We start from the raw sequence: 24,990 nt of genomic DNA on the forward strand, positions 1-24,990 counted from the left end.
GACCTTGTCCCTGTGAGAGTAGGACGTCGCCAAGCAAAAACCTAAGTCGTTTCGACTTAGGTTTTTTTGTGTTTATTTTTATTTACCGAATGTTAAAATCTATAAATTTAATAACGCCAAAGATGAAAAAAGAATAAAATAGAGGCTGTTTAAAATAATAGCAATGATTTTTTGTGCTCCTGATTTTCCGAATGCTCCTAAAATAATACCTAAGATAGGAGGTATTATTTCTATCATAAGTATATATCTAAAATAATGAGAGTAGAAAAAATGGGATGATATAAATAAGTATTCAATAATTACAGCAATTATCGCGATAGAGAAACATAAATAGGATAATAGCACAGGTATTTTTTTCACGGTTATTCCTCCTTAGAAATTAAATGGTTATAATATAAGTTCTATTGATGTATAGAATACAAGAGTATATATACTTTGGTTGAAACATACTGAAGTCAATTAGACATAAAATAGATCTCTAGAAATATATATTCTAATTCCCTTTTCTTCTTGCATATAGTTGCAATTCTTCTTTTGAATATAACTAAAACACGAACGTTATCGATTGCTAATAAAAAAAACATTCGATTATTTGTTGACATTGTTTATGAAATATTGTTAATATAGCCATAGAAACAATAATATATAAGACCTCATATAATCGCGGGGATATGGCCTGCAAGTCTCTACCTAACGACCGTTATTCGTTAGACTATGAGGGAAAGTCACTCGGTATTTTTCTATTCACAAGGGATACGTATGCCTGAGTAGAGCGCTTTCTCTCATAGTAAAAGAGAAACTGTTCTATTTCAGGCTTTTTTTATTTGAATCGGGGGGATTCTAATATGAAATCACTAGTTGGAGTCATAATGGGAAGTACGTCAGACTGGGAAACAATGAAATATGCTTGTGACATTTTAGATGAATTAAATATACCGTATGAGAAAAAAGTTGTATCCGCTCATCGGACTCCGGATTATATGTTTGAATATGCAGAGACAGCTCGTGAACGTGGATTAAAAGTTATTATTGCTGGAGCCGGTGGAGCAGCGCATTTACCAGGAATGGTTGCAGCGAAGACGAATCTTCCTGTAATAGGAGTTCCAGTTCAATCAAAAGCGTTAAACGGCTTAGATTCATTATTATCCATCGTCCAAATGCCAGGAGGGGTTCCAGTTGCAACTGTTGCAATTGGTAAGGCTGGTTCAACGAATGCTGGATTACTTGCTGCACAAATACTTGGATCATTTCATGATGATATACATGATGCATTAGAGTTGAGACGAGAAGCTATTGAAAAAGATGTGCGCGAAGGTAGTGAGCTAGTATGACGAGAATCATTTTACCTGGAAAAACAATCGGCATTATTGGAGGCGGCCAGCTAGGAAGAATGATGGCATTGGCAGCTAAGGAGATGGGATATAAAATTGCTGTTTTAGATCCTACAAAGCATTCACCATGTGCACAAGTTGCTGATATTGAAATTGTTGCACCATATGACGATTTAAAAGCAATTCAGCATTTAGCGGAGATCAGTGATGTTGTCACATATGAATTTGAGAATATTGATTATAGATGTTTACAATGGCTTGAAAAACATGCTTACTTACCGCAAGGCAGTCAGTTGTTAAGTAAAACACAAAATCGTTTTACAGAAAAGAATGCGATTGAGAAAGCTGGGCTACCAGTAGCAACGTATAGATTGGTTCAAAATCAAGATCAGCTAACTGAAGCAATCACTGAGTTATCATATCCTTCCGTCTTAAAAACGACGACAGGCGGATATGATGGGAAAGGTCAAGTTGTTTTAAGAGGTGAGGCTGACGTTGATAAAGCGCGAGAGCTTGCGAATGCAGCAGAGTGTATTTTAGAGAAATGGGTGCCTTTTGAAAAAGAAGTATCAGTTATTGTGATTCGTAGTGTAAGTGGTGAAACGAAAGTATTTCCGGTAGCGGAAAATATTCATGTAAATAACATTTTGCATGAATCTATCGTTCCAGCCCGCATTACAGAAGAACTTTCTCAAAAAGCAATTGCTTACGCAAAGGTACTTGCGGATGAACTAGAACTTGTGGGAACACTAGCGGTAGAGATGTTTGCTACAGCTGACGGTGAGATTTACATTAATGAATTAGCACCAAGACCTCACAATTCAGGACACTATACACAGGATGCATGTGAAACGAGTCAATTTGGTCAACATATTCGAGCAATCTGTAATTTACCTCTTGGCGAAACAAATTTGTTAAAACCAGTTGTCATGGTAAACATTTTAGGCGAACATATAGAAGGGGTCCTAGGACAAGTGAATAGACTAACCGGGTGCTATTTACACTTGTATGGAAAAGAAGAAGCAAAAGCGCAGCGAAAAATGGGGCATGTTAATATTTTAAATGATAATATTGAAGTCGCTCTAGAAAAAGCGAAGAGTTTGCATATTTGGGACCATCAAGAACAACTGTTGGAGGGAAAAAGATGATTAATCGTTATACACGCCCTGAAATGGGTGCAATTTGGACGGAAGAAAACAAATTTAAGGCATGGTTAGAAGTTGAGATTTTAGCTTGTGAAGCATGGGCTGAGCTTGGCGACATTCCAAAAGAAGATGTTAAAAAAATTCGTGAGCATGCATCATTTGATATTGATCGTATTTATGAAATTGAAAAAGAGACACGTCATGACGTAGTTGCATTCACTCGCGCTGTATCAGAAACACCAGCATTAGGTGAGGAACGTAAATGGGTTCATTACGGTTTAACATCTACAGACGTAGTAGATACAGCGTTATCTTACATCTTAAAACAAGCGAATGAAATCATATTAAAAGACTTAGAAAACTTTGTAAGCATTTTAGCTAACAAAGCGAAAGAGCATAAATACACGATCATGATGGGAAGAACACACGGTGTTCATGCAGAACCAACAACATTTGGTTTAAAACTTGGTCTTTGGTATGAAGAAATGAAACGTAACGTAGAGCGTTTCAAACAAGCTGCTGATACAGTTCGCGTTGGTAAATTATCGGGTGCGGTTGGTACATACGCGAATATTGATCCATTCGTAGAAAAATTTGTTTGTGAAAACTTAGGATTAGAAGCAGCACCAATTTCTACACAAACATTGCAACGTGATCGCCATGCTCATTACATGTCAACACTTGCACTAATCGCAACATCTATTGAAAAGATGGCAGTTGAGATTCGTGGTTTACAAAAGAGTGAAACACGTGAAGTTGAAGAGGCTTTCGCAAAAGGCCAAAAAGGTTCTTCTGCAATGCCACATAAGCGTAATCCAATTGGATCTGAAAATATGACTGGTTTAGCTCGTGTTATCCGCGGTTATATGATGACAGCTTACGAGAATGTTCCATTATGGCATGAGCGCGATATTTCTCACTCTTCAGCAGAACGCGTAATTTTACCAGATGCTACAATCGCGTTAAATTACATGTTAAATCGCTTTGGTAATATCGTTAAAAACTTAACTGTATACCCAGAGAATATGAAACGCAATATGACAAGAACATACGGCTTAATTTATTCTCAGCGCGTAATGCTTACATTAATCGACAAAGGTATGGTACGTGAAGAAGCTTATGATATCGTACAGCCTAAAGCGATGGAAGCTTGGGAAACACAAGTACAATTTAAAGAGCTTGTAGAAGCTGATGAGCGTATTACGAGCAAGTTATCACAAGAAGAAATTAATGAATGCTTCAACTATGAGCATCATATGCAACACGTTGATACAATCTTTGAACGCCTTGGGTTAAACGAAGCGTAAAATTTCATATGGCACAGAATAGAGTCATTCTGTGCCATTCTTTATAAAAACATTATTCACATTTTTCAAACTACAGGGGGCTTGCGAAATGCAAAAGCTAGAATTGCTGTATGAAGGTAAGGCAAAAAGAATTTATCGTACAGAATCAGCAGATATGGTTTGGGTAGAGTACAAAGATAGTGCGACTGCTTTCAATGGGGAGAAAAAAGAGACGATTACAGGAAAAGGTCGTTTGAACAATGAGATTACAACTTTATTGTTCAGAAAGTTACAAGAAGTAGGAATAAAAACACATTTTTTAGAGAAGTTATCTGAAACAGAGCAACTTGTTAAAAAAGTGAGTATTATTCCTCTAGAAGTTGTCACAAGAAATGTAATTGCAGGAAGTCTTTCAAAACGATTAGGAATGGAAGAGGGAACTGTACTTGCAGAACCAATCGTAGAATTTTACTTCAAAGATGATGATTTAGGAGATCCGCTTGTAACGGAAGATCATATTCGTGTATTAAACGTTGCATCACCAGAGCAAGTAAGCGTATTACGAGATATGGCTCTACAAATCAATCAAGTGTTGATTGATCATTTCGCAAGCTGTCGTGTAAGATTAGTAGATTTTAAATTAGAGTTTGGTGTAACAGATGAAGGAGAAATCATTTTAGCGGATGAAATTTCACCAGATACTTGCCGTTTATGGGATGAAACGAGCAATGAAAAATTTGATAAAGACGTATTCCGTCGTGACCTTGGAAATTTAACAGAAGCTTATGAAGAGATTTTAAAACGTTTAGGGGGAATTTCACATGTATAAAGTTAAGGTATATGTAACGTTAAGAGAAAGCGTATTAGATCCACAAGGAACAGCAGTAAAAGGGGCACTTCATAGTCTTTCGTTCACAGAAGTACAAGACGTTCGAATCGGAAAATATATGGAATTAACAATTGATAAATCAGTATCTGACCTTGACGCAAAGGTAAAAGAAATGTGTGAAAAACTATTAACAAACGTTGTAATGGAAGACTTCCGTTATGAAGTTGAGGAGGTTGTCGCACAGTGAAATTTGCAGTCATAGTATTCCCAGGTTCGAACTGTGATGTCGATATGTTCCATGCAATTAAAGATGAGCTTGGTGAAGAAGTAGATTACGTTTGGCACGATAGAGAGAATTTAGATGAATATGATGCAATTTTACTACCTGGTGGATTCTCTTACGGTGACTATTTACGTTGTGGTGCTATTTCTCGCTTTGCTAACGCAATGAAAGCAGTGCAAAAAGCTGCTGAGCAAGGAAAACCAATTTTAGGAGTGTGTAATGGATTCCAGATTCTTGTTGAATCAGGATTACTACCAGGAGCACTAATGAGAAACGAAAACTTAAAATTTATGTGTCGCACTGTTCAGTTACGCGTTGAAAATAATGAAACGATGTTTACATCACAATATGAAAAAGATGAAGTAATCAATATTCCAATTGCACATGGTGAAGGGAATTACTATTGTGATGAAGCGACTCTTAAACAATTAGAAGAGAATAATCAAATCGCATTCCGTTATGTAGAAAATCCGAACGGTAGCGTTTCAGATATTGCTGGTATTGTAAATGAAAAGGGAAATGTACTTGGTATGATGCCACACCCAGAGCGTGCTGTAGATGAATTGCTTGGTGGTGCTGAAGGGTTAAAAGTCTTTCAATCTATCTTAAAACAGTGGAGGGAAACATATGTCGTTAATGCTTGAACCAAATCCAACACAAATTAAAGAAGAGCGCATATATGCGGAAATGGGGCTAACAGACGAAGAGTTTGCCATGGTTGAAAAGATTTTAGGCCGTCTGCCAAATTATACAGAAACAGGATTATTCTCTGTTATGTGGTCTGAACATTGTAGTTATAAAAATTCGAAGCCAGTACTTCGTAAATTCCCAACGACGGGTGAGCGCGTTCTACAAGGGCCTGGAGAAGGTGCTGGAATTGTAGACATCGGTGATAATCAAGCGGTTGTATTTAAAATGGAAAGCCATAACCACCCTTCTGCTATTGAACCATATCAAGGAGCAGCAACAGGCGTTGGTGGTATTATTCGTGACGTATTCTCTATGGGAGCACGTCCAGTAGCTCTATTAAACTCACTTCGCTTCGGTGAATTACAATCACCACGTGTGAAATATTTATTCGAAGAAGTAGTAGCAGGAATCGCAGGATACGGTAACTGCATCGGTATTCCTACTGTTGGCGGCGAAGTACAATTTGATCCATGTTATGAAGGAAATCCACTTGTAAATGCAATGTGCGTAGGTTTAATTAACCATGAAGATATTAAAAAAGGGCAAGCGCACGGTGCTGGTAATACAGTAATGTACGTAGGAGCATCAACTGGTCGTGATGGTATTCACGGTGCAACATTCGCATCTGAAGAGCTATCTGAAAGCTCAGAAGCGAAACGTCCGGCAGTTCAAGTAGGAGATCCATTTATGGAGAAACTTCTTATTGAAGCTTGCTTAGAACTTATTCAGTCGGATGCACTTGTTGGAATTCAAGATATGGGAGCTGCTGGTTTAACGTCATCTTCTGCAGAAATGGCAAGTAAAGCAGGTATGGGTATTGAAATGTACTTAGATGATGTACCACAGCGCGAAACAGGAATGACACCATATGAAATGATGCTATCTGAATCACAAGAACGTATGTTAATTGTTATAAAAAAAGGTAGAGAGCAAGAAATAGTAGATTTATTTGAGAAGTATGGTCTTGCAGCAGTTACGATGGGGAAAGTAACGGAAGACAAAATGCTTCGCTTATTCCATAAAGGTGAAAAGGTAGCTGAAGTACCAGCAGATGCTCTTGCAGAAGAAGCACCAATTTATCATAAACCATCAAAAGAAGCAGCATACTTTGCTGAGTTCCAGCAGATGAAAATGGAAACACCAAAAGTAGAAAATTATAAAGAAACGTTATTCGCTTTATTACAACAACCGACGATTGCGAGTAAAGAGTGGGTTTATGATCAATATGATTATCAAGTTCGCACAAGCACAGTTGTTACACCAGGTTCAGATGCAGCAGTTGTACGTGTACGCGGTACAGAAAAAGGATTAGCAATGACGACAGATTGTAACTCTCGCTACATTTATTTAGATCCAGAAGTGGGCGGTAAAATTGCAGTAGCAGAGGCAGCACGTAATATCGTATGTTCTGGGGGAGAGCCACTTGCAATTACAGATTGCTTAAACTTCGGTAATCCAGAAAAACCAGAAATCTTCTGGCAAATTGAAAAATCAGTAGATGGTATGAGTGAAGCTTGTCGCACATTACAAACGCCAGTTATCGGCGGAAACGTATCAATGTATAACGAGCGTAGTGGTGAAGCAGTATATCCAACACCGACAGTTGGGATGGTTGGACTTGTACACGATTTAAAACATGTAACAACACAAGAGTTTAAGCAAGCTGGCGATTTAGTTTACGTAATCGGAGAGACGAAAGCTGAGTTTGGTGGAAGTGAATTACAGAAAATGGTCCACGGCAAAATTTTCGGCCAATCACCAAGTATCGATCTAGATGTAGAATTAAAACGCCAAAAACAAGTATTAGAAGCAATTCAAGCTGGCCTTGTTCAATCCGCACATGATGTTGCTGAAGGTGGTTTAGCAGTTGCAATTTCTGAAAGTGCAATTGGTGCTAACGGTTTAGGTGCTAATGTGAAATTAGATGGAGAAGCAACAGCAGCATTATTCTCTGAGTCACAATCTCGCTTTGTTATAACTGTAAAACGTGAAAATAAAGAAGCATTCGAGAAAGTGGTAGAAGCAATTCAAGTTGGAGAAGTAACAAATACAAATGAAGTAACAATTCATAATGAAGAAAATGAAGTATTACTTACAGCAAATGTAGATGAAATGAGAAAGGCTTGGAAAGGGGCAATCCCATGCTTGCTGAAATAAAGGGGTTAAATGAAGAATGTGGCGTTTTCGGAATTTGGGGGCATGAAAATGCAGCACAAGTTTCGTACTACGGATTGCATAGTTTGCAGCACCGTGGTCAAGAAGGCGCAGGCATCGTCGTAAATAATGGGGAAAAAATCATCGGTCACAAGGGGTTAGGTTTAATATCAGAAGTGTTTTCAAGAGGTGAGCTAGAAGGATTAAACGGAAAATCGGCAATTGGACACGTACGATATGCGACGGCTGGTGGAAGTGAAGTTGCTAATGTTCAACCATTATTATTCCGCTTTTCCGATCATAGTATGGCGTTAGCTCATAACGGAAATTTAATTAACGCAAAAATGCTTCGCCGTGAATTAGAGGCGGAAGGAAGTATTTTTCAAACTAGTTCAGATACAGAAGTACTTTTACATCTCATTAAACGTAGTACGAAAGATTCTTTAATTGAAAGTGTAAAAGAAGCTCTAAATAAAGTGAAAGGTGCGTTCGCATACCTTTTACTAACTGGAAATGAAATGATTGTTGCGCTAGATCCGAATGGATTCCGTCCTCTTTCAATTGGAAAGATGGGGGATGCTTACGTTGTAGCATCAGAAACATGTGCTTTTGATGTAGTAGGTGCAACATACATTCGTGATGTAGAACCTGGTGAATTACTTATCATCAATGATGAAGGAATTCACGTAGATCGTTTTACAAATGAAGTAGATCATGCAATTTGTAGTATGGAGTACATTTACTTTGCACGTCCGGATTCTAATATTGCAGGTATTAACGTCCATGCAGCACGTAAAAACATGGGAAAACGTTTAGCGGCGGAAGCACCTATTGAAGCTGATGTTGTTACTGGTGTACCAGACTCTAGTATTTCAGCAGCAATTGGTTATGCGGAGGCGACAGGCATTCCATATGAGTTAGGACTAATTAAAAATCGTTACGTTGGACGTACGTTTATTCAACCTTCTCAAGAACTGCGAGAGCAAGGGGTTAAGATGAAACTTTCAGCAGTAAGAGGTGTAGTTGAAGGAAAACGAGTTGTTATGATTGACGATTCTATCGTAAGAGGAACAACAAGTAAACGAATTGTTCGTATGCTTCGTGAGGCTGGAGCGACAGAAGTTCATGTAAGAATTGCTTCACCACCTCTTAAATATCCATGCTTCTATGGTATTGATATTCAAACGAGAAAAGAATTAATTGCAGCAAATCATACAGTAGAAGAAATCCGTGAAATAATCGGTGCAGATTCACTAACATTTTTAAGTGAAGATGGATTAGTAGATGCAATTGGACGTCCATATGAAGGGAAATATGGCGGTCTATGTATGGCTTACTTCAATGGTGACTATCCAACAGCTCTTTATGATTATGAGCAAGAGCTTTTAGAAAGTATGAAATAAGAAGAAAAAAGCTTCTACTTCCTTTGATGTAGAAGCTAGCTTCTTTCTTAAAACGGCCCGCCCTGGATGGGGAGAAATTAAAAGACGAGGTGTAAATAACGATGGCGAATGCATATAAGCAAGCAGGAGTAGATATTGAAGCTGGATATGAAGCGGTATCTCGCATGAAAAAACACGTACAAACAACAATGAGAAAAGAAGTACTAGGCGGTTTAGGCGGTTTTGGAGGTATGTTTGATCTATCAAAATTTGCATTAGAAGAACCTGTATTAGTATCTGGAACAGATGGCGTGGGAACGAAATTGATGCTCGCTTTTATGGCAGATAAACATGACACAATTGGTATTGATGCAGTAGCAATGTGTGTAAATGATATTGTTGTCCAAGGAGCAGAACCGCTTTTCTTCCTTGATTATATTGCTTGTGGTAAAGCTGAACCTAGTAAAATTGAAAACATCGTCAAAGGTATATCAGAGGGCTGTCGCCAAGCTGGTTGTGCATTAATTGGTGGAGAAACAGCTGAAATGCCAGGGATGTATTCTACGGAAGAATACGATTTAGCTGGTTTTACAGTTGGAATTGTTGATAAAAAGAAAATTGTAACAGGTGAAAAAATTGAAGCTGGTCAAGTATTAATTGGCCTAGCATCTAGCGGTATTCATAGTAATGGTTACTCTTTAGTACGAAAAGTGTTACTAGAAGATGGCGAACTATCTTTAGATCGCATTTATGGACGCTTAGAGCTACCTCTTGGTGAAGAATTATTAAAACCAACGAAAATTTATGTCAAACCTATTTTAGAACTATTGAAGAAACATGAAGTATACGGTATGGCACATATTACAGGTGGCGGATTCATTGAAAATATTCCACGTATGTTGCCAGAAGGAATTGGTGCTGAAATTGAGCTAGGAGCTTGGGAAATTCAGCCGATCTTCAGTTTACTTCAAGAAGTTGGGAAACTAGAAGAGAAAGAAATGTTCAATATTTTTAACATGGGTATTGGTATGGTAGTAGCGGTGAAGGAAGAAGATGCAAAAGATGTTGTTCGTCTTCTTGAAGAGCAAGGAGAAACAGCTCGTATTATTGGACGTACTCTACAAGGGACCGGTGTTACTTTCAATGGGGGCACAGCACTATGAGTAGATTAGCAGTTTTTGCTTCTGGAAGTGGATCTAACTTTCAATCTCTCGTTAATGCGGTAGAAGAAAAAAGATTGGATGCAGAAATTAGTTTATTAGTATGTGATAAACCAGAAGCACGTGCTGTTGGACGGGCACATTATCATCATATTCCGTGTTTCGCCTTTTCAGCGAAAGCATATGAGTCAAAAGAAGCATTTGAAAAAGAAATATTAAAGAAGCTAGAAGAGTATGAAATTGATTATGTTATTTTAGCTGGATATATGCGCTTAATTGGACCGACTTTACTAGGAGCGTACGGTGGGAAGATTATTAATATTCATCCATCACTATTACCGAGTTTTCCAGGGAAAGATGCTGTTGGTCAAGCGTTAGAAGCAGGTGTGAAAGTAACTGGAGTAACGATTCATTATGTAGATGCAGGTATGGATACAGGTCCGATTATTGCGCAAGAAGCAGTAGTTGTTTCTGAAGGGGATACGAGAGAAAGCTTACAAAAGAAAATTCAACAAGTTGAACATAAATTATACGTAAATACAGTGAATCAAATTGTTCAGTCTGTGAAAGAACCAACTGTTAACTAACATACAACCAGGGGTGAAGGATAAATGAAAAAGCGTGCATTAGTAAGTGTTTCAGATAAAACAGGAGTAGTAGAATTTGTTAAAGGTTTACTAGAACAAGGGATTGAAGTTATTTCAACAGGTGGTACGAAAAAATTACTAGAAGAAAACGGTTTACAAGTAATCGGTATTTCTGAAGTAACTGGTTTCCCAGAAATTATGGATGGCCGTGTAAAAACATTACATCCAAATATTCATGGTGGTCTATTAGCAGTTCGTGATAATGAAACACATGTAGCGCAAATGAATGAATTAGGCATTCAACCAATTGACTTTGTTGTTGTTAACTTATACCCATTCAAAGAAACAATCGCTAAGCCTGATGTAACATTTGCTGATGCAATTGAAAATATTGATATCGGTGGCCCAACAATGATTCGCTCTGCTGCGAAAAATCATAAATTTGTATCGGTAATTGTAGATCCAGTAGATTACGATGTTGTATTAGCAGAACTGAAAGAGAACGGCGAAGTCAAAGAAGAAACGAAACGTAAATTAGCAGCGAAAGTATTCCGTCATACAGCGGCATATGATGCGTTAATTTCTAACTACTTAACAGAGCAAATGGGTGAAGAAAGTCCAGAAACATTAACGGTGACATTTGAGAAAAAACAAGATTTACGCTATGGAGAAAATCCACATCAAAAAGCAACATTCTATAAAGCGCCATTCGCTGCAACTTCTTCTGTTGCATACGCAGAACAATTACACGGTAAAGAATTATCTTATAACAATATTAACGATGCAGACGCAGCGCTTAGCATCGTAAAAGAATTTACAGAACCAGCAGTAGTAGCGGTAAAACATATGAATCCATGTGGCGTTGGAGTAGGAACTGATATTCACGAAGCATACACTCGTGCTTATGAAGCGGATCCAGTATCAATTTTTGGCGGTATTATTGCAGCTAATCGTGAAATTGATAAAGCTACAGCTGAAAAGTTACATGAAATTTTCTTAGAAATTGTTATCGCACCTTCTTTCTCACAAGAAGCTTTAGAAGTATTGCAAAGTAAGAAAAATTTACGTTTACTAACTGTAAATATTGAAAAGGCAACAAGCGCAAGTAAAAAGCTAACTTCTGTACAAGGTGGACTTCTTGTTCAAGAGGAAGATACGTTATCATTAGATGAAAGTACAATTTCAATTCCAACGAAACGTGAACCATCAGAGCAAGAGTGGAAAGATTTAAAACTAGCTTGGAAAGTTGTAAAGCATGTGAAATCAAATGCAATTGTTTTAGCGAATGATAACATGACAGTTGGTGTAGGTGCGGGACAGATGAACCGTGTAGGTTCTGCAAAAATCGCAATTACACAAGCTGGCGAAAAAGCACAAGGTAGCGCACTTGCATCTGATGCTTTCTTCCCGATGCCAGATACAGTAGAAGAAGCAGCAAAAGCTGGTATTACAGCAATCATTCAACCAGGCGGATCAATCCGTGATGAGGATTCTATTAAAGTGGCAGATAAGTATGGGATTACGATGGTGTTCACTGGCGTACGTCATTTCAAACACTAATAGAGGATGTTTAAAAGGTCCGGTCGAGATAACTGTCGCATGTCGTCGTTGCATTGCCAGTGCGGTACTCATGTAGGAAAGCTACACTCCGTGTCCTCCTGGCAAATGCGCCTCGACCTGCTCGGTTCTCTCGATCCTCCCTTTTAAACTTCTATTGATACGGATGTTTAAAAAGCCCGGTCGAGATAACTGTCGCATGTCGTCGTTGCATTGCCAGTACGGTACTCATGTAGGAAAGCTACACTCCGTGTCCTCCTGGCAAATGCGCCTCGACCTGCTCGGTTCTCTTGATCCTCCTTTTTAAACTTACATTGATATGAAAACAAACTAGGAGCATAGCTTCTAGTTTGTACTTATTTAATTATTGGGGGATGAAATATGAATGTTTTAGTAATTGGCCGTGGTGGGCGTGAGCATGCTTTAGCTTGGAAATTTGCGCAATCTGAAAAGGTAGAAAAAGTATATGTAGCGCCAGGTAATGAAGGTATGCGAGATGTTGCAACACCAGTTGATATTGATGAGAATGATTTCGATGCATTAGTCTTATTTGCAAAAGAGAAGAATGTTGAATTAACTTTCGTTGGACCCGAAATTCCGCTTATGAACGGAATTGTGGATCGTTTTAAGGAAGAGGGACTTCGTGTATTTGGCCCTAATAAAGCGGCTGCTGTTATTGAAGGTAGTAAAGCTTTTACAAAAGAGCTTATGAAAAAGTATGATATTCCAACTGCGGCATATGAAACTTTTACAGACTATGAAGAAGCAGTAAAGTATATTCAAAAAGTTGGTGCACCGATTGTAATTAAGGCAGATGGTTTAGCTGCTGGTAAAGGTGTAACAGTAGCGATGACGCTTGAAGATGCATTACAAGCTGTGAAAGAAATGCTGCAAGATGTCAAGTTCGGCGAAGCGAGCAAGAAGGTCGTTATTGAAGAGTTTTTAGATGGACAAGAATTTTCATTAATGGCATTTGTAAATGGAACAACTGTGCATCCGATGGTAATTGCTCAAGATCATAAACGGGCTTTTGATGGGGATAAAGGTCCAAATACAGGTGGAATGGGTGCATATTCTCCAGTACCACAAATTCCAGAATCAGCAGTTCAAGAAGCGATTCAAACAGTATTACACCCAACTGCCAAGGCGATGATTGCAGAAAACCGTTCGTTTACAGGTATTTTATACGCAGGTCTTATTTTAACAAATGATGGTCCAAAGGTAATTGAATTTAATGCACGCTTTGGCGATCCAGAAACAGAAGTTGTATTACCTCGCTTAGAAAATGATTTAGTTGATGTATGTAACGCTGTATTAGATGAAAGTGAGTTAACATTGCAATGGTCAGAGGAAGCGGTAATTGGTGTTGTACTTGCTTCGAAAGGATATCCAGAAGTATATAAAAAAGGTGACATTATTAACGGATTAGACGCATTGCAAGATGTGATTGTTTTCCATTCAGGCACAGCGATGAAGCATGGTGACTTTGTAACAAACGGTGGCCGTGTACTATTTGTTGCTTGTAAGGCGAATAGTTTACAAGAAGCGAAAGACAAAGTATATAAAGAAATCGGTAAAATTGAGAGTGATGGTCTATTTTATCGAAGTGATATAGGATATCGTGCAATTGGGCATGAGATGACGAGAAGCTAATATAAAAATCCCGCTGATTTCTCAGCGGGATTTTTTATTCATCTTTATCTTTTTTCAATTTTCCTTTTTGCTTTGCCATTTCTCGAAGCAAATACTCGATGTGTGCATTGACGCTACGAAACTCATCATTTGCCCATTTTTCGATGACTGCGTGTAATTCAGGATCAATACGTAATGGAAAGCTTTTCTTTTTAGCCATAATTATTTACAACCTTTTAATATAGGCTTCCTGTATTAATAACTGGTTGCGCACCTTTATCTGAAACGATGGCAACTAATAAATTGTTCACCATATTTGCTTTACGCTCGTCATCGAGTTCCAGTACGCCTTCTTCATCTAACATATGGATTGAATCTTTCGCCATCTTCACAGCACCTTCAACAATCTCTTTTCTAGCAGCTAATACTGCTTTTGCTTGTTGACGTTGGAGCATTGCATGGGCAATTTCTGTTGCGTAAGCTAAATGTGTTAAACGAGTTTCTAATACTTCTACACCAGCAATTTCAAGGCGTGCTTCTAGCTCACGCTTTAATTCTTCAGAGATTTCTTCAGTGTTTCCTCGTAACGTGATACAAGTTTCATCTTGGAAATTATCATAAGGATATTTTGTTGCAACGTGGCGGATTGCTGTTTCGCTTTGAATTTCTACGAATCGATCGTAATGTTCAACACCAAACATTGCTTTTGCAGAATCAACAACTTTATATACGATAACAGCTGCAATTTCAATTGGATTTCCCTCAACATCATTTACTTTTAATTTCTTACTGTTAAAGTTTTCAACACGTAAAGATACAGTTTGACGGAATGCAAACGGAATTGTTAAAAATAAACCGTTTTGACGAATTGTTCCTAAATAATTACCGAAGAACGTAATAACTTTCGCTTGATTCGGTTGAACGATACCGATACCTGTAGCTAAAACAGATGCTAATATGAGAACTAAAATAGCTATTACAAACATTTCTTGTACAAGGCAAAATACACCGATAGCGGCTAAAAATAAAATTCCAATAACGCCGAGAAATCCATTAACATAAAATACTTGTTTTTCTTTCATATGATCGCCTCCTGATATAAAAATGATATCACTTTTATATCATTCTATGCAAGGGGTTTACACCTAATTTTCTGAATTTTATCGCTTGATGTTTTTTATGTATGTTTTAGGGGTGAGAATAAGAATGTACGTTCTGTTTTGTGGTAAAATAAAGAAGACTTAACCGCCCACTGCAGCAGCTAAGTCTCTTTGAGAGCATCTTGCATCGTGACAAATGATTCAAAGCGGTTTTGCCAGGATTAATTCTTCAATCGCTGACTCAATCTCTTTGTCAGAAGTATCATAACTTCCATTTGACTTTGGTTTGTCATGACTGGAAGCTTGATTCACTTCTTCTTTAGCATGTCCTTTTTCAGTAAAATTCATGCTAGGCATTTTAAATGCGCCCATATTCATATATTTTCCAAACTTACATGCTTCAACGATAGGGCAGAAACGAACGATGCCCTCTGCAATTTTCATGGCACCAATCCATAGTAAAACTTTAGACCAAGTGCACCTAGGTTTACGTACGAGTTTAGCTGTACTACAACCGAAGAGGATAAGTCCGAGTGTGATTCGAATTAGAGCACTAATTGTACCGATGTTTTGCTTCATTAGAAAAACACTCCTTTTTGATGAACTTCGAAATAGAAATACTATTTCATTTGTTAGTATTCCGTATAAGTTTTTTGATATGTAATCCAACATTTAACGTTGAAAAAGATGTTGGAATGGGCGTGTGTGTAAGTAGCTTTTTTTGTTATAATGAAAGAATGCATAAAAGGGAGCGCGAAACTTGACTCGCCTTTGTGAACAGATGTAGTAGAAGAACTTCAAAAATCCTAATAAAAACTAACTGCTTTTTTGAGCAGGGATATAGATATGATTAGAAAAAAAGAAAGGGTGTTTTCATGTACGATATTTCCAAATGGAAACATGTATATAAGCTAGATCCAAATAAGGAGCTAAGCGATGAACATTTAGAAATGATTTGTGAGTCTGGAACGGATGCTGTTATTGTGGGCGGAAGTGATGGTATAACAATTGATAATGTATTACACATGCTAGTTAGCATCCGCAGATATGCAGTTCCTTGTGTGTTAGAGGTTTCTGATGTGGAGGCAATTACACCAGGATTTGATTTTTATTATATCCCAAGCGTTTTAAATAGCCGAAAAGTAGAATGGGTAACAGGTGTTCATCATGAGGCATTGAAAGAATTTGGGGATATTATGGACTGGGACGAAATTTTCATGGAAGGGTATTGTGTTTTAAACCCTGAAGCGAAAGTAGCCCAGCTTACAGATGCGAAATGTGATTTAACAGAAGATGATGTGATTGCATACGCGCGTTTAGCAGACAAGTTATTACGTTTACCGATATTTTATTTAGAATACAGCGGTACGTATGGAGACATTGAACTTGTTAAAAATGTAAAAGCAGAATTGAAACAAGCTAAGCTATATTATGGCGGTGGAATTTCTAATGCAGAGCAAGCGAAAGAAATGGCGCAGTATGCTGATACAGTAGTTGTTGGAAATATTATTTATGATGATATAAAATCCGCGTTAAAAACAGTTAAAGCAGTAAAAGGAGAGTAGGTGCAGGCGTATATGAGTACGACAGATAGGTTATTAAATGGTTTAAATCCAGAGCAACAAAAAGCAGTACAAACAACGAATGGACCACTTCTATTAATGGCAGGTGCAGGTAGTGGTAAAACACGTGTGTTAACACATCGTATTGCGTATTTACTTGGTGAAAAAGGTGTAGCACCATGGAATGTACTAGCTATTACCTTTACAAATAAAGCAGCTCGTGAAATGCGCGAGCGTATTGATACACTTGTCGGACCAGAAGCAGAAGATATTTGGATTTCTACGTTCCACTCTATGTGTGTACGTATTTTACGACGTGATATCGATCGTATTGGTATTAATCGTAACTTTACAATCTTAGATTCAGGCGATCAGTTGACTGTAGTCAAGAAAATTATGAAAGAGCGCAATATTGATCCGAAAAAATTTGAGCCGCGCTCTATTTTAGCTGGTATTAGTAATGCGAAAAATGAATTGTTATCTGCAGATAAATATGCGAAAAAAATTACAATCGCTGATCCATATGAAAAATTAACGAGCGATGTATATACAGAGTATCAAAAACGTCTTTTGAAAAATAATTCATTAGACTTTGATGATTTAATTATGACAACGATTCAGCTATTTGAACGTGTTCCAGAAGTACTAGAGTTTTATCAGCGTAAGTTCCAATACATTCACGTGGATGAGTATCAAGATACGAACAAAGCGCAGTACCTTCTTGTTAAACATTTAGCAACACGTTTTAAAAATTTATGCGTTGTAGGTGACTCAGATCAGTCTATTTATCGCTGGCGTGGGGCTGACATTTCTAACATTTTGTCATTCGAAAAAGACTATGAGAATGCGCAAGTTATTCTGTTAGAACAAAACTATCGTTCGTCACAAAATATTTTAAATGCAGCGAATGCTGTTATCGAAAAAAATACGAATCGTAAACCGAAGAAATTATGGACAGATAATCAAGTTGGAAGCAAAATCTCGTATTACCGTGCTGCAACGGAAAAAGACGAAGCATATTTTGTTGCGAAAAAAATTCGTGACGATATTCAAATGGGGAAACGAAAATATACTGATTTTGCAGTATTATATCGTACAAATGCCCAGTCTCGTATGGTCGAGGAAATTTTCCTGAAATCTAATATTCCTTACAAAATTGTCGGCGGTACGAAGTTCTACGATCGTAAAGAGATTAAAGACATTTTGGCGTACTTACGTTTAATTGGGAATCCAGATGATGAGATTAGTTTCGCACGTATTATTAACATGCCGAAGCGTGGAATTGGTGCAACTTCTATCGATAAAATTATTAATTACGGTGTACAAAATGGAATTTCATTAACTGCTGTGTTCGATGAGATTGAACATGTTGGAGTAAGTGCGAAAATTACAAAGGCAGTAAAAGAATTCGCAGGTTTATTACACAACTGGGTAAATATGCAAGAGTATTTATCTGTTACAGAATTGGTTGAAGAAGTTATTGAAAAGACAGGCTATCGCGACATGCTGAAAAATGAGCGTACTTTAGAAGCAGAAGGTCGTCTAGAGAACTTAGATGAGTTTTTATCTGTTACGCAAACATTTGAATCTCAAAGCGAAGATAAGAGCCTTGTTGCATTCTTAACAGACTTAGCGCTTGTTGCTGATATTGATCGTGTAGATGAAGATCCAACTGCTGGTGAAGAAGTTATTTTAATGACGATGCACTCAGCAAAAGGATTAGAGTTCCCAGTTGTCTTTATTGTTGGTTTAGAGGAAGGGATATTCCCGCATACTCGTTCTCTGATGGAAGAAGATGAAATGCAAGAAGAACGTCGTCTTGCTTATGTAGGTATTACTCGTGCAGAAGAAGAATTATATTTATCCAATGCACAAATGCGTACTTTATTTGGTAGAACAAGTATGAACGCATCATCTCGATTTATTACAGAAATCCCGGCAGAACTAGTGGAATCATTAAATGAAACAGCGCCGAAGCGTGAAACTTCGTTTGGGGCAAAAGGAAGAACGAAAAGTACAACAACAAGTACAACTACAACACGTTCTCGTTCAGCTTTCGTACGTCCTGCAGCTAAGACAACGGGCGGCGAACAAATTGGCTGGGCGGTAGGTGATAAAGCTTCCCACCAAAAATGGGGAGTCGGTACAGTTGTAAGTGTAAAAGGTGAAGGTGATGCAAAAGAATTAGATATTGCGTTCCCAAGCCCAATTGGTGTTAAACGTTTATTAGCAAAATTTGCACCTGTGACGAAACAATAGGAAAGGAATGAGGATATGTCAAAAGAGATAGCAAAAAAACGTATAGAAGAACTACGTGATTTGTTAAATACATTTAATTATCAATATCACGTATTAGACAATCCTTCTGTTTCTGATGCGGAGTATGACCGTAATATGCAGGAGCTTATAAAATTAGAAGCAGAGAACCCAGAGTTTATGGGTGAAGACTCTCCCTCCATTCGCGTTGGGGGGACTATTCTTGATATATTTGAAAAGGTAACGCATAAATCACCAATGTTAAGTTTAGGAAACGCGTTTAATGAAGGAGATTTGCGTGATTTTGATCGAAGAGTACATCAAGGAATTGATGATGCGAATGTAAGATATATATGCGAATTAAAAATTGACGGACTTGCTGTTTCACTTCATTATGAAAAAGGACGCTTCATTCAAGGAGCAACACGTGGTGATGGTATAACGGGTGAAGATATTACCCAAAACTTAAAAACGATTAAAGCTATCCCACTGCGTTTAAATGAAGAAGTAACGTTAGAAGCACGAGGCGAGGCCTATATGCCGAAGCGTTCATTCGTTAAGTTGAATGAAGAGAAAGAACAAAATGGTGAAGATGTATTTGCAAATCCACGTAATGCGGCAGCAGGATCGATACGTCAACTTGATCCAAAAATTGCAGCAAAGCGTAATTTATCTATGTTTGTGTATGGTCTTGCTAATGTAGAAGAAAAAACAATTCCATCCCATAGTGAATCACTGGATTTCTTAGGTGAGCTTGGATTTAAGACGAATCCAAATCGTCGCACATGTGAAACAATCGAAGATGTAATAGCCTATGTAGAAGAATGGCAAGAAAAACGCCCGCATCTTGATTATGAGATTGATGGAATCGTTATAAAAGTAGACGATGTTGCTCTTCAAGAAAGCTTAGGAACTACAGCAAAGAGTCCAAGATGGGCGATTGCTTATAAATTCCCGGCTGAAGAAGTTGTTACGAGATTAACAGGGATTGAATTAAGTGTCGGCCGCACAGGGGTTGTAACACCAACTGCAGAGCTAGAGCCAGTGCGAGTAGCTGGAACTGTTGTTCGTCGTGCTTCTTTACATAACGAAGATTTAATTCGTGAAAAAGATATTCGAATCGGTGACTACGTTGTTGTGAAAAAAGCTGGAGATATCATTCCTGAAGTTGTGAACGTTATTTTTGATAAGCGTACTGGTGAGGAAGAAGAATATCATATGCCAACGCATTGTCCAGCGTGTGAGAGTGAACTTGTTCGTTTAGAAGAAGAAGTAGCACTTCGATGTATAAATCCGGCTTGTCCAGCTCAAATTCGTGAAGGGTTAATTCATTTCGTTTCAAGAAATGCAATGAATATTGATGGACTTGGAGAACGTGTAATTACACAACTTTTTGATGCGGATTATATTCGTACGTTTGCTGATTTATATTCATTGACGAAAGAGCAGTTACTACAGCTAGAACGTTTCGGTGAAAAATCAGCAACAAATTTAGTCCAAGCAATTGAGAGTTCTAAGGAAAACTCATTAGAGCGGTTATTATTTGGTCTGGGTATTCGTCATGTCGGTGCGAAAGCGGCACGCACATTTGCTGAGCATTTCGAAACGATGGATGAGCTTGTGAAAGCGACGGAAGAAGAACTAAAAACAATTAATGAGATTGGTGAAAAAATGGCTCAATCCGTTGTAACGTATTTCGATAATGAAGACGTATTAGAGCTATTACAACAATTTAAAGAGTATGGCGTGAACATGGCATACAAAGGTATAAAAATTGCTGATTTACAAAATGTTGAATCGTACTTCGCAGGAAAAACTGTCGTCTTAACAGGGAAATTAGAAGTTATGGGCCGCAGTGAAGCGAAGAAGAAAATTGAGGCATTAGGTGGAAAAGTAACAGGAAGTGTTAGTAAAAGTACGGATTTACTTGTTGCTGGTGAAGCTGCTGGTTCGAAGTTAGCACAAGCAGAGAAGCACAATGTTGAAGTTTGGAATGAAGAGAGGTTCTTACAAGAGCTGAATAAGTAAGAGGTGCAAACTTACGATGAAAAAAATAGCGTTAGCGGTATTAAGTCTTAGCCTACTTGTAAGTGGGTGTAGCATGGGTTCTAACAAAGATGAAAAAACAGTTGAGAAATCAGGGAAAGCGAAAGAGCAAGCTGTTATCTCAAAATATTCCATTTCGGATGAATATTATAAGACAACATTTCCATTTGATCCAGGTCGTGCACGTGGTTTAGTTGGACAAAGTTTGAACAATCGTCTAGATATAGATGAATTTGAAACGGGACTAATGCGCATTGCGAAAGAATCATTTAGCACGAAAGATTATTTCTTTAAAGGCGGAAAGTTTCTAGAGGCTCAAGATATACAAATGCTTGTAAAAAGAAAGCGTACAGATGCCGAACAAAAAGAGCTAGAGGATAAGTTGAAAAAAGATGCAGTTAAATTTCCAAATATCGGACTGAATCCAGCCTTAAGTGAAGGTTCGGAGTCACTAGAAGTAAAAAATACAAAAAATCCAATGTATATCTCAAATATTTTGGAACATGACTATTACTTACAAAATGGTGATAAAAGTACTGAGCCTGATGGTGTTGTAGTTGGATTAGCGATGAATTCGGTTCATTATTACGAGGAAGAGCATGGTTATCCGCGTGAGGCTAAAATCGAGCAAGAAAAAATGTTAGCTGAAGGGAAAAAAATGGCACAAGAAATCTTGAAAGCCATGCAGCAAAAAAGCCCTGGAATAAAAGATGTTCCGGTTACATTTGCAATTTATCGTCAAGGTCCAAAGTCTTCACTTGTGCCAGGGAATTTTGTTTCTTATGCTAAGGTAGAAAAAGGTAGTGAAACGGTTGAGGATTGGAAGCCGATTAATGAGAAATACTATTTGTTCCCGTCTGAACAAGCAAAATCGGATAATAAACGTGAAGATCTTGCAAGGGTGTCAAACTTTAAAGCGAAATTAAGTGAGTATTTCCAAGGCGATTATACAGCTGTTATCGGTACTGGAATGTATAGAGATGATGAATTAAAAGAAATGAAGCTCGATATTCCTGTTCAATTCAATGGGGAAGCTGAAGTGATTGGCTTTACACAATATGTAGCGGGACTTGTTATGGAATACTTCCCAAATTATATGAGAGTACAAGTGACAATTAAATCAGTGGAACGTCCAGAAGCAATTATTATACGTGAAGCGAAGCAAGATGAACCACTTGTGAAAATTTTAGATTAAAGATGAAAGCTGTTTCTATAAAGGAACAGCTTTTTTTCTTGAAAAATTTTGTTATAATTTTAAATGTTACAAATAAAGGGGTAAGGGGTAAGATCATGGAAGAACTAAGCTTTCAAGTCATTATTTTATTAATTGCATTCGGGTTTTTAGCTGCTTTTATTGATTCGGTTGTTGGAGGAGGAGGGTTAATTTCGCTTCCTGCACTTATGTTTGTCGGTTTATCACCAGCTTCGGCAATCGCAACAAATAAATTAGCTGCAACGATGGGGACGCTTACGAGTACAATTTATTTTATTCGATCAGGTAAGGTTGATTTTCGAATTGTAGGAAAGTTAATCCCGTTAACTATTATTGGAGCAGTTGCAGGTGCTTTAGTAGTAAAGTTTATTCCGCCTGATATTTTGCGTCCACTAGTACTTGTGATGTTGGTTTTTATTGCCATTTATATTATTGCGAAAAAAGATTGGGGAAGTGCATCTACCTATAAAAAGATGACAAAAGGAAAAACATTAATGTTTTTCTTTGTTATTTTAATGATTGGGTTTTATGATGGATTTTTTGGACCGGGGACAGGATCCTTTTTAATTTTTGCATTTTTATTAATTGGTTTGGATTTTATTCAAGCGGCAGCATCTGGAAAACTTTTGAATTTCGTTAGTAATATCGTATCTTTAATTACTTTTTTATTTTTAGATGTGATTCATTTTGAATACGGTATTATTATGGGGTTATCAATGATTTTAGGTGCTTATTTTGGATCGAAGTTTGCGGTTCAAAAAGGTGTTGGATATGTAAGGACTTTATTTTTATTAGTTACTATTTTATTGATAGGGAAAAATGTTTTGGAATATACTCATATTTTGTAGATTCATACGTATGTATGAATCTCTTTTTTTTTATTATATTTTAAAAATTTATTAATTTTTAAAATATAAGTCTAGGAATATTTGAATAAATCTAAATTATCGTGTAGAATAATGTTGTAAAATGTAAACGTTTTTCTAAGGGGAGGCTAAAAAAATGGTAGTAGCATACAAACATGAGCCATTTACAGATTTTTCAGTAGAGGCTAACAAATTAGCGTTTGAAGAGGGTTTAAAGAAAGTAGAATCTTATCTTGGACAAGACTATCCATTAATTATCGGGGGAGAAAAAATCACTACAGAAGACAAAATTGTTTCTGTAAACCCTGCAAATAAAGAGGAACTTGTTGGTCGCGTTTCAAAAGCAAGCCGTGAATTAGCTGAAAAAGCAATGCAAGTAGCGGATGCAACATTCCAAACTTGGAGAAAGTCAAAACCAGAAATGCGTGCAGACATTTTATTCCGTGCTGCAGCAATCGTTCGTCGTAGAAAACATGAGTTCTCTGCTATTCTTGTAAAAGAAGCAGGTAAACCATGGAATGAGGCAGATGCTGATACAGCAGAAGCAATCGACTTTATGGAATATTATGCTCGTCAAATGTTAAAATTAAAAGACGGTATTCCAGTAGAAAGCCGTCCAATTGAATATAATCGTTTCTCTTACATTCCATTAGGAGTAGGTGTTATCATTTCTCCTTGGAACTTCCCATTCGCAATTATGGCAGGTATGACAACAGCTGCTTTAGTTTCTGGTAACACAGTATTACTAAAACCAGCTAGTACAACTCCTGTAGTAGCAGCGAAATTTATGGAAGTATTAGAAGAAGCTGGTTTACCAGCTGGCGTAGTAAACTTCGTTCCAGGTAATGGTTCTGAAGTTGGTGACTACTTAGTAGATCACCCTCGTACACGTTTCGTTAGCTTCACTGGATCTCGTGATGTAGGTATCCGTATTTATGAGCGTGCAGCGAAAGTAAACCCAGGCCAAATTTGGTTAAAACGTGTTATCGCTGAAATGGGCGGTAAAGATACAATCGTTGTTGATAAAGAAGCAGATCTTGAATTAGCAGCTAAATCTATCGTTGCATCAGCATTCGGATTCTCAGGACAAAAATGTTCTGCATGTTCTCGTGCAGTAATCCACGAAGATGTATACGATCACGTATTAAATCGTGCTGTTGAATTAACAAAAGAATTAACAGTAGGTAACCCAGAGGCGAAAGATATCAACATGGGACCTGTTAATGACCAAGCTGCATTCGATAAAGTAATGAGCTATGTTGCAATTGGTAAAGAAGAAGGTAAAATCGTATCAGGTGGCGAAGGAGACGACTCTAAAGGCTGGTTCATCCAACCAACAATCGTTGCTGACGTTGCAGAAGATGCTCGCTTAATGAAAGAAGAAATCTTCGGACCAGTAGTAGCATTCTGTAAAGCAAAAGACTTTGATCATGCACTTGCAATTGCAAACAATACAGAATACGGTTTAACAGGAGCAGTTGTTACTAACAACCGTGACCATATTGAAAAAGCACGTGAAGACTTCCACGTTGGTAACTTATACTTCAACCGTGGATGTACTGGTGCAATCGTAGGTTACCAACCATTCGGTGGCTTTAACATGTCTGGTACAGACTCTAAAGCTGGTGGCCCTGATTACTTAGCACTTCACATGCAAGCAAAAACTACTTCTGAAACTTTATAAGAAATAGTAGAAAAGATCTTCACAGACTGTGAAGATCTTTTCTTTTTGAGAAACTCTCGATAATAGAAGCTAGTTAATTTCAATTAAGAAAGGGTTACCGAATATTACTATTTGTTCTTTGGAATTAGTTAAACCCTATTAATAGTGGGATAAACATGTAAATAGAAACAAAACAGCGAGAAAAATTGACTTATTAGTCATATTTTTTAGTATTCATTTTGAGAATT

At 37.5% G+C, this 24,990-nt stretch carries 22 protein-coding genes and 1 riboswitch; of the genes, 18 read left to right on the plus strand and 4 right to left on the minus strand.

Going from position 1 to position 24,990, the window contains the following annotated elements; all coding sequences use genetic code 11:
- Positions 1-99: 99 nt before the first annotated feature.
- Positions 100-360 (minus strand): hypothetical protein, encoded by a 261-nt coding sequence (locus tag BAU23_RS23430; RefSeq protein WP_071735228.1) that lies wholly within the window; start codon positions 358-360, stop codon positions 100-102.
- A 273-nt stretch (positions 361-633) separates the two neighbouring features.
- Positions 634-735, plus strand: a riboswitch (purine riboswitch).
- 110 nt (positions 736-845) lie between these two features.
- Between BAU23_RS23430 and purE the strand changes: the two genes are divergently transcribed.
- From purE to purD, 12 genes are all read left to right on the plus strand, one after another.
- On the plus strand, positions 846-1,331 hold the full coding sequence (gene purE / locus BAU23_RS23435) for a 5-(carboxyamino)imidazole ribonucleotide mutase (protein ID WP_000839367.1): 486 nt from the start codon (positions 846-848) through the stop codon (positions 1,329-1,331).
- On the plus strand, positions 1,328-2,479 hold the full coding sequence (purK, locus tag BAU23_RS23440) for a 5-(carboxyamino)imidazole ribonucleotide synthase (protein WP_000196777.1): 1,152 nt from the start codon (positions 1,328-1,330) through the stop codon (positions 2,477-2,479). Before purE ends, purK begins: the two co-directional genes overlap by 4 nt.
- Entirely contained in the window at positions 2,476-3,783 is a 1,308-nt protein-coding gene (gene purB, locus BAU23_RS23445; RefSeq protein WP_000610751.1) for an adenylosuccinate lyase, read from the plus strand. The genes purK and purB overlap by 4 nt, the downstream gene beginning before the upstream one ends.
- Before the next feature lie 88 nt (positions 3,784-3,871).
- The gene (gene purC / locus BAU23_RS23450; RefSeq protein ID WP_071735229.1) at positions 3,872-4,591 is read left to right on the plus strand and encodes a phosphoribosylaminoimidazolesuccinocarboxamide synthase; all 720 of its coding nucleotides are present in this window, start codon (positions 3,872-3,874) and stop codon (positions 4,589-4,591) included.
- Positions 4,584-4,838 carry a phosphoribosylformylglycinamidine synthase subunit PurS gene (gene purS, locus BAU23_RS23455; protein ID WP_000278821.1) on the plus strand — a complete coding sequence of 85 codons (255 nt, stop codon included), beginning with the start codon at positions 4,584-4,586 and terminating at the stop codon, positions 4,836-4,838. The genes purC and purS overlap by 8 nt, the downstream gene beginning before the upstream one ends.
- Positions 4,835-5,518, plus strand: a complete 684-nt coding sequence (gene purQ / locus BAU23_RS23460) for a phosphoribosylformylglycinamidine synthase subunit PurQ (RefSeq protein ID WP_000666771.1) — start codon at positions 4,835-4,837, stop codon at positions 5,516-5,518. The genes purS and purQ overlap by 4 nt, the downstream gene beginning before the upstream one ends.
- A complete protein-coding gene (purL, locus tag BAU23_RS23465) occupies positions 5,502-7,721 on the plus strand; it encodes a phosphoribosylformylglycinamidine synthase II (RefSeq protein WP_000055548.1) in 2,220 nt (739 codons plus the stop codon). The genes purQ and purL overlap by 17 nt, the downstream gene beginning before the upstream one ends.
- The gene (purF, locus tag BAU23_RS23470) at positions 7,706-9,121 is read left to right on the plus strand and encodes an amidophosphoribosyltransferase (protein WP_000879017.1); all 1,416 of its coding nucleotides are present in this window, start codon (positions 7,706-7,708) and stop codon (positions 9,119-9,121) included. The genes purL and purF overlap by 16 nt, the downstream gene beginning before the upstream one ends.
- A gap of 101 nt (positions 9,122-9,222) precedes the next feature.
- The gene (purM, locus tag BAU23_RS23475) at positions 9,223-10,263 is read left to right on the plus strand and encodes a phosphoribosylformylglycinamidine cyclo-ligase (protein WP_071735231.1); all 1,041 of its coding nucleotides are present in this window, start codon (positions 9,223-9,225) and stop codon (positions 10,261-10,263) included.
- Entirely contained in the window at positions 10,260-10,847 is a 588-nt protein-coding gene (gene purN / locus BAU23_RS23480; protein ID WP_000088584.1) for a phosphoribosylglycinamide formyltransferase, read from the plus strand. The genes purM and purN overlap by 4 nt, the downstream gene beginning before the upstream one ends.
- Positions 10,848-10,871: 24 nt before the next feature.
- The gene (purH, locus tag BAU23_RS23485; protein ID WP_000745415.1) at positions 10,872-12,407 is read left to right on the plus strand and encodes a bifunctional phosphoribosylaminoimidazolecarboxamide formyltransferase/IMP cyclohydrolase; all 1,536 of its coding nucleotides are present in this window, start codon (positions 10,872-10,874) and stop codon (positions 12,405-12,407) included.
- Between the two features lie 378 nt (positions 12,408-12,785).
- Positions 12,786-14,057 (plus strand): phosphoribosylamine--glycine ligase, encoded by a 1,272-nt coding sequence (purD, locus tag BAU23_RS23490; RefSeq protein ID WP_001101954.1) that lies wholly within the window; start codon positions 12,786-12,788, stop codon positions 14,055-14,057.
- A 34-nt stretch (positions 14,058-14,091) separates the two neighbouring features.
- On the opposite strand, the gene BAU23_RS23495 is transcribed toward purD, so the two are convergent.
- The 3 genes from BAU23_RS23495 to BAU23_RS23505 form a co-directional block, all read right to left on the minus strand.
- A complete protein-coding gene (locus BAU23_RS23495) occupies positions 14,092-14,256 on the minus strand; it encodes a type II toxin-antitoxin system antitoxin (RefSeq protein ID WP_001085172.1) in 165 nt (54 codons plus the stop codon).
- Positions 14,257-14,272: 16 nt separating this feature from the next.
- Positions 14,273-15,118 (minus strand): SPFH domain-containing protein, encoded by an 846-nt coding sequence (locus BAU23_RS23500; RefSeq protein WP_000660690.1) that lies wholly within the window; start codon positions 15,116-15,118, stop codon positions 14,273-14,275.
- Between the two features lie 219 nt (positions 15,119-15,337).
- Positions 15,338-15,715, minus strand: coding sequence for a YgaP family membrane protein (locus BAU23_RS23505; protein WP_000812358.1), 378 nt, complete (start codon positions 15,713-15,715; stop codon positions 15,338-15,340).
- Positions 15,716-16,011: 296 nt separating this feature from the next.
- Between BAU23_RS23505 and pcrB the strand changes: the two genes are divergently transcribed.
- From pcrB to pruA, 6 genes are all read left to right on the plus strand, one after another.
- Complete coding sequence (gene pcrB, locus BAU23_RS23510; RefSeq protein ID WP_000272113.1) at positions 16,012-16,701, plus strand: heptaprenylglyceryl phosphate synthase; 690 nt, start codon at positions 16,012-16,014, stop codon at positions 16,699-16,701.
- A 12-nt stretch (positions 16,702-16,713) separates the two neighbouring features.
- Positions 16,714-18,957, plus strand: coding sequence for a DNA helicase PcrA (gene pcrA, locus BAU23_RS23515; RefSeq protein ID WP_002074258.1), 2,244 nt, complete (start codon positions 16,714-16,716; stop codon positions 18,955-18,957).
- Between the two features lie 15 nt (positions 18,958-18,972).
- Positions 18,973-20,982: an NAD-dependent DNA ligase LigA gene (ligA, locus tag BAU23_RS23520; protein WP_000031423.1), complete on the plus strand. Its 2,010-nt coding sequence runs from the start codon at positions 18,973-18,975 to the stop codon at positions 20,980-20,982.
- 16 nt (positions 20,983-20,998) lie between these two features.
- Positions 20,999-22,195, plus strand: coding sequence for a CamS family sex pheromone protein (locus BAU23_RS23525; RefSeq protein WP_000717053.1), 1,197 nt, complete (start codon positions 20,999-21,001; stop codon positions 22,193-22,195).
- A gap of 95 nt (positions 22,196-22,290) precedes the next feature.
- On the plus strand, positions 22,291-23,061 hold the full coding sequence (locus tag BAU23_RS23530; protein ID WP_016128243.1) for a TSUP family transporter: 771 nt from the start codon (positions 22,291-22,293) through the stop codon (positions 23,059-23,061).
- Between the two features lie 154 nt (positions 23,062-23,215).
- Positions 23,216-24,763 carry an L-glutamate gamma-semialdehyde dehydrogenase gene (gene pruA / locus BAU23_RS23535; RefSeq protein WP_000259543.1) on the plus strand — a complete coding sequence of 516 codons (1,548 nt, stop codon included), beginning with the start codon at positions 23,216-23,218 and terminating at the stop codon, positions 24,761-24,763.
- Positions 24,764-24,990: the final 227 nt, after the last annotated feature.

The sequence above is a fragment of the Bacillus nitratireducens genome, from assembly GCF_001884135.1.
GTDB classification, from domain to species: Bacteria; Bacillota; Bacilli; order Bacillales; family Bacillaceae_G; genus Bacillus_A; species Bacillus_A nitratireducens.